Raw genomic sequence first — 9,749 nt, forward strand, 5'->3', positions numbered from 1 at the left:
CAAAAATGTATTGGAGTTGTAATTTTGTTGGCCTACTAGGGCTCGAACCTAGACTCTTCTGGACCAAAACCAGACGTGTTGCCAGTTACACCATAGGCCAATGCTGTAATGCGGATGCAAATTTATAATAAACTTTAAATTTACCAAAAAAATATTTAATTTTTATTTTTAAAAATAAGTATCGCTTATTTTCGTTTTTAAAAGCAATTCCATAATTATTATTAAATTCGCCAAATTACTAGTCAATAAATACCTATGAAAGACTTCAACTTCTATTTCTGGAATAAAATTCTCGGGTGGTCGGTTTTTGCTATTGCACTCATTACCTATATCTTAACCGTCGAACCTACGGCTAGTTTTTGGGATGCTGGCGAATATATTGCCACATCTGCCAAATTGCAAATTGGTCATCCGCCTGGAGCACCATTATTTCAGATGGCTGGAGCCTTCTTCTCGATGTTTTCTTCAGACCCTGCCAATGTAGCTTTAATGGTTAATTTACTTTCGGTATTTTCTAGTGCTTTTACCATACTATTTATGTTTTGGTCGATTTCGCTTTTGGTGCGAAAGATTAGCGGTCCAGCAGAAAATATTTCTGGAGCAAAGAAAGTAGCCGTTTTAGGAAGTGCTTTGGTCGGTTCGTTGGCGTTTACCTTTACCGACAGTTTTTGGTTTAGTGCTGTAGAAGCAGAAGTTTATGCCATGGCGAGTTTCTTAATGGCTATTTTGTTTTATGTAGGTTTACTTTGGGAAAGAGATATGCACAAGCCTCGCGGAAACCGCTGGTTAATTTTACTTGCTTTTATTATCGGTCTTTCTTTTGGGGTTCACTTTATGGGTTTATTGACAATTCCTGCGATTGGTTTTCTATATTATTTTAAAAACACCGAAAAGATAACTGTCAAAAATTTTGTCATTGCCAATATTGTGGTGGTTGCCATTTTGGCTTTTATTTTTAAACTTTTATTACCGTATTCGTTGGCTTTTTTCGGTCACGCCGAAATCTTTTTTGTCAACAGCATTGGTTTACCCTTTAATTCAGGAACTATTATTGCCGCTTTGGTTCTAATTGCTGCTTTTTATTTTGGGCTAACCTACACCAGAAAAAAAGACTTAAAACTTGCCAACACGTTCATTCTTTGTATACTCTATATTTTTATAGGATTTTCTTCATGGATTATGCTTCCGATAAGAGCAAATGCAGGAACCCCCATCAATGAAAACCGACCCGACAACGCACGCGAGTTATTGGCTTATTACAACCGTGAACAATACCCCGAAACCAAACTGTTTTACGGTCCTCAGTTTACCGATATGTTTGGTGGTTTAGACGAAGACAATCCGTATATCGATGACAAGCCAAAATACGAGGAAAACCTAGAAACTGGCGAATACGAAATCGTTAACGAGTGGAAAAATGCCAAGCAAAATTCGAGTTCAGAACACAAAACCTTTTTACCGAGAATGTGGTCTTCAGAACATATGGAAAACTACATGCAATATACTGGACCTATTGAGTTTACTATTCTTCCAGAATATCAACAAGAAGAACAATTGGTAAAAACTGTAAATGAATTTTTAACGGCATACAACACAGGCAGATTAGATAACAGCGATTACATTAGCTTTTTAGAACAGTTTGCTCCTTATTTAGAAGTCCAAAAACCCTCTACAAAATCCAACTTTAGTTACATGATCAACTACCAGTTTGGATATATGTATTGGCGTTATTTTATGTGGAATTTCGTCGGAAGACAAAATGACAACCAAGGAAAAGGTGATATTCTTGACGGAAATTGGTTAAGCGGCATCAAATTTATTGATGAATTGAGGCTGGGCTCGCAAGACAATCTTCCTTCGGACATGAAAAACAATGCTGCCAGAAACACTTATTATTTCCTGCCTTTAATTCTAGGACTGATAGGCTTATTTTTTCACGCCAAAAAAGACCTCAACAATTTTTGGGTGCTATTGGTCTTCTTTTTATTTACTGGCTTAGCGCTAAAAGTATACCTCAACGAAAGACCTTTTGAACCTCGTGAAAGAGATTATGCGTTGGTAGGTTCGTTTTATGTTTTTGCCATTTGGATAGGTTTTGGCGTTTATGCCATTTTCGACTTCTTACGAGAAAAAATGAGTGCTAAAATTGTCGCTCCTTTAGTAACAATAGTCTGCCTTATTGCTGTTCCCGGAATTTTGGTCGCCAACAATTGGGATGATCACGACAGAAGCGGAAGAAGAACCGCAACTTCTATGGCAAAAATGTACCTCGATTCGGTCGACGAAAATGGTATTTTGTTTACCATTGGCGATAACGACACCTTTGCACTTTGGTATGCTCAGGAAATAGAAGGTTATCGTACCGATGTTAGGGTAGTCAACACCAGTTTATTGGCAACCGACTGGTACATTGACCAAATGAAAGTAGCCGCTTACGAAAGCGATCGCATCAAAACTTCCTTAGAACATGAAGATTACCTTTACGGGAAAAATGACTACATCCGCTATTTAAAAGACCCAAGAGTTGGTGACACTTTATTGATTAAAGATTTTATAAAATACATCAAAAGTGATCACCCGAGCACCAAAGCAGAGTTACAATCTGGACAATCGATAAATATTTTTCCTACCAAAAATATTAGGATTCCCGTGAGCGCAAGTAATGCTATCGAAAGTGGAATTGTAAAACCAGAAGATAAAAAGAAAATTGTGCCTTATATCGATATCGAAATAGATAACGGAGCTTTATACAAAAACAATCTATTAATGCTTGATATCGTGGCGCAGAATAATTGGGAACGACCTATTTATTTTACCGGCGGTAGTTTCGGAAACAACGACTACATCTGGATGAAAGATTATTTACAACTCGATGGGGTTTGTTACAAGCTGGTTCCTATAGAAACCCCTATAAACCCAAGAAACCCATACACGATGGGTAGAATAGACACCGAAAAGATGTACGAGATTGTAAAAAATTGGGAATGGGGCAACAGCGGAAGCGACGATATTTATTACGACCCTGAAACGCGTAAAAACACCATTACCTACAAAAACAATCTGGCACGTTTGGTCGAAAACTTGCTAGAGGAAAAAGATTCGGTAAGAGCCAAAGAGATGCTCGATTTGGCTATGGAAAAAATGCCCTTGGAAAAAACAGGTTTCTATACACTTTACGAACCTTTTATTTCTGGCTATTACCAAATTGGAGAGAAAGAAAGAGCAAGAGAAATCTGGAACACTATTGCTAAAAAATATCAAGAAAACATCACTTATTTCAGCACACTCAAGTTGAGTATGCAAGAAAGCATTGCTTCAGATATTTTTACGGAAGTAGAAAAATACAGAAGCCTCATCGATTTACTTTTAATCAATCAGGACGACAAGATTTTTGAGGAAAAAGTAGAAGAGTTTGACCGCTATGCCAAAAAGTTTACACATTTCTACGGCGATGATGCCATTTACGAAAGACCCGGTGAAACAGAACTCGATTCTAGTATTTTTGATTCGCTAGGTATTGATAAAGATTTATTACAAGAACAACTTTTTCCAGAAGACAATGAAGAAGTAAACGAAAACTAACCATGAAAAATCACATAATAGTTTTACTTATATTTTTTCCTCTAATAATTTTTTCCCAAAATAATAATGAAAAATTAAAAGAAGCTATAAAACTCATGGATGCGGGCAAGCTGGATGAGAGTATCGTTTTGTTGCAAGAATGTGCAAATACAGAGCCAGACAATTACATTTACCCGTACGAAATAGCCCTTGCTTATGTATATAAGAAAGACTATAAGCAAGCCATAAAAATTTTAGATAAAGCAAAAAAATTAGAGCCTTCCTCAAGTCAAATTTATCAACTTTTAGGAAATTCTTATAGTTATTTAGGTAAACCAAAAAAAGCTATACAGATATACGAAAAGGGAATGAAATTATTTCCTGATGCAGGGAATTTATATTTAGAAAAGGGAAATGTCTATTGGTATCAGCAAAAATTTAATGAAGCAGTTGATAGCTACAAAAAAGGTATTGAAATCGACCCGATGTTTTCTTCCAATTATTTTCGCTTAGCAAAAATTTATTTAAAAACAAATGATAAACTTTCTGGCTTAATCTACGGAGAACTTTTTATGAATTTAGAAAGAAATACTGCGAGAACGGAAGAAATGAGTGAACTTTTGTTTTTTACTTACAAAGATGCCATTACCATAGAAGAAAATAAAACCGATTATAATTTTTGTGAAATAATTGTAGATGTTAATGACCTCAATAGCGAGTTCAAAGTTCCTTTTTGTTTAATATTTGTTAATAATTTTCTTGATATCAATTCTGATTACAAAGAAGTAAATCTTCTTACCTTATCAAAAATGAGAACAAATCTTATAACTAATTATTTTAAAAAAGATTATAAAACTCATCCAAACATTCTCCTTCAATACCTTAAAAAGATTCAAGATAATAACTATATAGACGAATACAATCACTATATTTTTCAAAAAGGTTTTCCTGAAGAATTTGAAAAATGGGCTTATATAAAATCTTATGAATATTCAAGATTTTTAGATTGGTATAGTAAACCTGAAAATACTTTAGAAATAAAAAAAGGCAATATCTTTAAACCTTAATTTTATTTCATTGATGAAAATTTTCATTGATGCAAATGCAAATCCCATACAAGAAAAAAACAATTCGGTTTAACCTAATTATGGGAATCGTATGGCCTATTTTTGGAATTGTCGGACTCTTTCTTCACGACATCAAGTTTATTGACTATGGTTTTATATTTTTAGGTTTTTTATATCTCCTTCTAGCGTATATGATGCATCGTAACAAATACGTCACGATAGAAGATGATGTTTTAAAGTTAAAAACTATTCCTGTATTAAATAAAGAAGTCGATTTAAAAAAAGTAACTCGTATAAAATATTTTGCGGGAGAATACACCGTGTTTACACCAGAGAAAAAGTTGACCATCAATACCCAGTTGATAGAAGAAAATCAGAAAGAAATTTTAGAAGAATTCTTTGCTCAGCTTAACGTAGATCGCGTTTAGATATACTTTTGTACGATAGAAATAAGAGTGTTGGCATCTTGCTCCCCAGAATGTCGCCAAACCATTTCTCCGTTTTTGTATAGAATGAGGGTAGGAACACCATTTATTTTTAGTGCTTCTGCCAAAGCTTTGTTTTTTTCAACATCAATTTTTATCACTTTGGCTTTATCACCAACGGCAGCAGCAACATCTTTTAGAACAGAACTCATTTGGGTTTCTTCGTCACTCCAAGTGGTAAAAAAATCTAGTAGAACGGGTTGTTCTAAATCTATTAATTCTCCAAATTTTGACATCGGTTGTGTTTATTAAAAACTAAAAATAAATAAGCAGCTCCAAATCACCAAATTATTAGGAGTTTGTTAAGAAATTTTGTGTGCTTTAAGCGAAATTCTGCTTCTTTTTAAGTTTTATAACCGTGATTTCTGGCCAAATCCCAATTCTACCTGGATAACCCAAATATCCAAAACCACGGTTGACGTTGATGTATCTTCCAAATTCCTCGTAAATTCCTGCCCAGTTTTTATACCGGTATTTTACTGGGCTCCATTTAATCAGACCGGGAATTTCAATTCCAAATTGCATGCCGTGCGTGTGTCCACTTAGCGTCAATTGGTAATGGTTGGTGTCGCTCTTTATCTTTTCTTGCCAGTAAGAAGGATCGTGACTCATTACGATTTTAAAATCTTCCGCTTTAAGCAAATGTGCTGCCTTGTCTATATCACCTTCTTTGATAAAACCTTTTCCCCAATTTTCTACCCCAACAATCGCAATTTTCTGGTTTTCTCTTTCGATGGAATGATGCTCATTGAGGAGCAATTTCCAACCCATTTGTTGTTGAATACTTTTGAGTTCCTCCAGATTTTGAATTTTGTCTTCGGGATTTTCCCAATCAACATAATCGCCATAATCGTGATTTCCTAACACCGAAAAAACACCATCTTTTGCCTTGAGTGTACTGAATAAATTTTGGTAACCATGCATTTCTGAAGCCAAATTATTGACCAAATCTCCAGTAAACAAAATCGCATCACTCTGCTGTTGATTGATTAAATCTACTGCATAGGCAATTTTATCATAATTGTCGAAACTTCCCGAGTGGATATCACTGATTTGGGTAAGTTGGTAACCATCAAAAGCGTCGGGCAAATCGTCAAACTCGAGTTCGTAAGATAAGACTCTGAAATTGTATTTTCCACGATACATTCCGTACAGCATTCCCAAAAAAGGAATCGAAGCCAAACCAAGAGCCGCAGTGCTGATAAACTTTCGCCGTGAAGGTAAATGTACCGTTTCTGACTTTCCTGAAAATTTTTGGATTATTGCGGCAACAATTCTATAGATATCCTCTCCTAAAAGGAAGACAACAATTAGCAACTGAAAAATCATGAGACTGAGCAAAAATCCCATCGCATAACTTCTGCCTATACTTAATACGCGACCTTCACTGGGTTGCAACCATTGGTAAGTAAAAAAAACGACTACCAACAAACAAAAACCTATGTAAATATAATTGATCCAGCTGTTTTTAAAAACCGTTTTAATCGCTTGAAGGCTGTAAAAGCTGAGCAATACAAAAATGACACCAAAAATAATCCAACGCATAGACTAAAAATTCAACGCAAATATGACTATAAATTATCGAAAAGGTTGATTAGTCGTTTTAATTTCGATAAATTACATGTAGTTTTGAGGGATTACATCAAACAACTATTATACCGATGACCACAAAAAAACGTCTTTTTTTATTAGATGCCTATGCCTTAATTTTTAGAGGTTATTACGCTTTTATCAAAAACCCACGTATCAACTCCAAAGGACAAGACACTTCTGCCATTTTAGGGTTTGTCAACTCGTTGTTTGATGTGATTAAAAGAGAAAATCCTGATCATCTGGCAGTTTGTTTCGACAAAGACGGAAGTGTAGAACGTACGGAGCTCTTCCCTGAATACAAAGCCAATCGTGACGAAACGCCACAAGCGATTCGAGATGCGATTCCTTACATTAAAGCGATTCTCGAAGCGATGAACATTCCTTCGGTCGAACTTTCAGGTATGGAAGCCGATGATGTGATCGGAACGCTTGCCAAACAAGCCGAAAAGCAAAATTATACGGTTTATATGGTTACCCCCGATAAGGATTTTGCCCAACTGGTTTCCGAAAATATATTTATGTATCGTCCCGCAAGATTAGGCAACGGTATCGAAATATGGGGCATTCCCGAAGTACAGAAAAAATTTGGTGTAAAAACCCCCGATCAAGTCATCGATTTTCTCGGAATGATGGGCGATTCAGCAGATAATATTCCGGGTTTACCTGGCGTTGGCGAAAAGACAGCCATGAAGTTTATCGCCGAATTTGGCACGATGGAAAATCTTTTGGCAAACACCGACAAGCTCAAAGGCAAAATGAAAGAAAAAGTAGAAGCCAATGCAGAACTCGGTTTGCTTTCCAAACAACTGGCAACCATTTGTATTGATTGCGATGTGACTTTCGATGAAGAAGCTTACGAACTTTCAGAACCTGCTGAAGCCGAAAAAGTAGTCGAGATTTTTACCGAACTCGAATTTAGACGCGCTACCGAGCAGTTTTTAAAACTCTACAAAAGAGGGGTCGCTTCCGCGGAAGCAACACCAGAAGCAAAAGAAACCAATAAAAAAACCGCCAGCCAAACCGCAGGAACAGGACAGTTTTCTTTGTTTGGCAACGATGGCGAAATCAATATCGACGTCAACGAAATTGCAGGCTATAAAACTTTGGCCAACAATCCGCATTTGTATCAAGTGGTAGAAGAAGGTTTGGGTTTTGAACTTTTCCTCCAAAAACTCATGCAACAAAATTCGGTTTGTTTTGATACCGAAACCACTTCACTCAACACGTTTGAAGCCGATTTGGTAGGCATTGCTTTTAGCTGGGAAAAAGGAAAAGGTTTTTACATTCCATTTCCGCCAGAGCGAGAAAAATCATTACCAATAATAGAAAAGTTAAAACCATTTTTTGAAAGTAAAACCATTGAAAAAGTAGCTCATAATTTAAAATACGATGCTAAAGTATTAGCAAACTACGGTGTTGAAGTAAAAGCACCAATTTTTGATACCATGTTGGCACATTATATCATCAATCCAGATATGCGTCATAATATGGATGTGCTTTCTGAAACTTACCTCAATTACGCTCCACAATCTATCGAAGAGCTGATTGGCAAAAAAGGAAAAAATCAAAAGAAAATGAGTGAAGTTCCTTTAAAAGATCAAACAGAATACGCCGTAGAAGATGCTGATGTTACTTTTCAGCTTAAGCAAATTTTTAGTGAGGAACTCAAAGCAACCAATTCATTAAAAATTTATGAAAATATTGAGTTACCACTATTAGAAGTTTTAACTAAAATGGAACTCGAAGGCATCAAAATAGATCGTGATTTTTTAGAGCAGTTTTCAAAAGATTTAGACAAAGAAATCATTGAACTTGAAAAGCAAATTTACAACGAAGCAGGCGAAGAATTTAATATCGCTTCGCCTAAACAACTCGGCGATATTCTTTTTGGAAAGCTGAAATTGATAGACAAACCCAAAAAGACCAAAACGGGTCAATATTCTACCGCAGAAGATGTATTGTCTTATCTGGCAAAAGACCACCAAATTATCGCCGATGTACTCGCCTACCGTGGATTGGTGAAGCTAAAAAGCACCTATGTAGATGCTTTACCTAAAGAAATTGAAAACAAAACCGGTCGTGTACATACCGAATATGCACAAGCGGTTGCCGCAACAGGAAGATTGAGTTCCAACAATCCGAACCTGCAAAACATCCCGATAAGAACCGAAAGAGGTCGAGAGGTACGAAAAGCTTTTGTACCGAGAGATGAAAATCATATTTTATTAGCCGCAGATTATTCACAAATTGAGCTTCGTATAATTGCTGCTTTAAGTAATGAAGAAACGATGATTAAAGCTTTCCAGCAAGGTGAAGACATCCACGCTTCTACCGCCGCTAAAGTTTTTAATGTCCCGATTGAAGAAGTCACACGCGAACAACGAAGCAATGCTAAAACCGTGAATTTCGGGATTATTTATGGCGTTTCAGCATTTGGCTTAAGCAACCAAACCGACTTGAATCGTACCGAAGCCAAAGAACTCATCGAAACCTATTATAAGACTTATCCCAAACTAAGAGGTTTTATAGACGACAAAATTGATTTTGCTCGTGAACACGAATATGTAGAAACCGTTTTGGGCAGACGCCGTTATCTTAAAGACATCAACGCGAGAAATCACGTGGTGCGAAGTGGCGCAGAACGTAACGCGGTTAATGCTCCGATACAAGGAAGTGCGGCAGACATTATCAAATTGGCAATGATCAACATCCAAAAAGTGTTTGAAGAAAAAAGCATCCAGTCGAAAATGTTGTTGCAAGTACATGACGAATTGGTCTTTGATGTCTTAAAAACCGAATTAGAAGACGTAAAAAAAATCATCAAACACGAGATGGAAAATGCCTTCCAAATGGCAGTTCCGTTAGAGGTTGAAATTGGTGTGGGTGAAAATTGGCTGGAAGCGCATTAATGGTTAGTGGTTAGTGGTTAGTGGTTAGTGGTTGTACGTTGTACGTCCCTGATATAGGTTGACCACTAAAGTCAATTTATATGAAAGCTAATTTAAAATTAATCAAGAAACAACGTAAGTTTTCCGAAGCATTT

Annotated in this window: 6 protein-coding genes and 1 tRNA gene; 4 read left to right on the top strand and 3 right to left on the bottom strand. The window is 36.3% G+C overall.

Features of this window, described 5'->3' with window-relative positions; translation table 11 throughout:
- Positions 1 to 27: 27 nt before the first annotated feature.
- A tRNA-Gln gene (locus tag DNG35_RS04860) sits at positions 28 to 100 on the bottom strand.
- A 155-nt stretch (positions 101 to 255) separates the two neighbouring features.
- Here DNG35_RS04860 and DNG35_RS04865 point away from each other — a divergent pair.
- Genes DNG35_RS04865 through DNG35_RS04875 form a run of 3 tightly spaced genes read left to right on the top strand, consistent with a single transcriptional unit; the run spans position 256 to position 5,056 of the window.
- Complete coding sequence (locus DNG35_RS04865; RefSeq protein ID WP_111126627.1) at positions 256 to 3,582, top strand: DUF2723 domain-containing protein; 3,327 nt, start codon at positions 256 to 258, stop codon at positions 3,580 to 3,582.
- Positions 3,583 to 3,584: 2 nt separating this feature from the next.
- Complete coding sequence (locus DNG35_RS04870) at positions 3,585 to 4,628, top strand: lipopolysaccharide assembly protein LapB (protein WP_111126628.1); 1,044 nt, start codon at positions 3,585 to 3,587, stop codon at positions 4,626 to 4,628.
- A gap of 29 nt (positions 4,629 to 4,657) precedes the next feature.
- Positions 4,658 to 5,056 carry a hypothetical protein gene (locus tag DNG35_RS04875; protein WP_111126629.1) on the top strand — a complete coding sequence of 133 codons (399 nt, stop codon included), beginning with the start codon at positions 4,658 to 4,660 and terminating at the stop codon, positions 5,054 to 5,056.
- Here the strand turns inward: DNG35_RS04875 and DNG35_RS04880 are convergent.
- The gene (locus DNG35_RS04880) at positions 5,053 to 5,349 is read right to left on the bottom strand and encodes a co-chaperone YbbN (protein ID WP_111126630.1); all 297 of its coding nucleotides are present in this window, start codon (positions 5,347 to 5,349) and stop codon (positions 5,053 to 5,055) included. The genes DNG35_RS04875 and DNG35_RS04880 overlap by 4 nt on opposite strands.
- 85 nt (positions 5,350 to 5,434) lie before the next feature.
- Positions 5,435 to 6,658 carry a metallophosphoesterase gene (locus tag DNG35_RS04885; protein ID WP_111126631.1) on the bottom strand — a complete coding sequence of 408 codons (1,224 nt, stop codon included), beginning with the start codon at positions 6,656 to 6,658 and terminating at the stop codon, positions 5,435 to 5,437.
- A gap of 116 nt (positions 6,659 to 6,774) precedes the next feature.
- Between DNG35_RS04885 and polA the strand changes: the two genes are divergently transcribed.
- Positions 6,775 to 9,615, top strand: a complete 2,841-nt coding sequence (gene polA, locus DNG35_RS04890; RefSeq protein WP_111126632.1) for a DNA polymerase I — start codon at positions 6,775 to 6,777, stop codon at positions 9,613 to 9,615.
- The last annotated feature ends 134 nt before the right edge of the window (positions 9,616 to 9,749 follow it).

The organism is Mesonia sp. K7, assembly GCF_003233725.1.
Lineage (GTDB): Bacteria > Bacteroidota > Bacteroidia > Flavobacteriales > Flavobacteriaceae > Mesonia.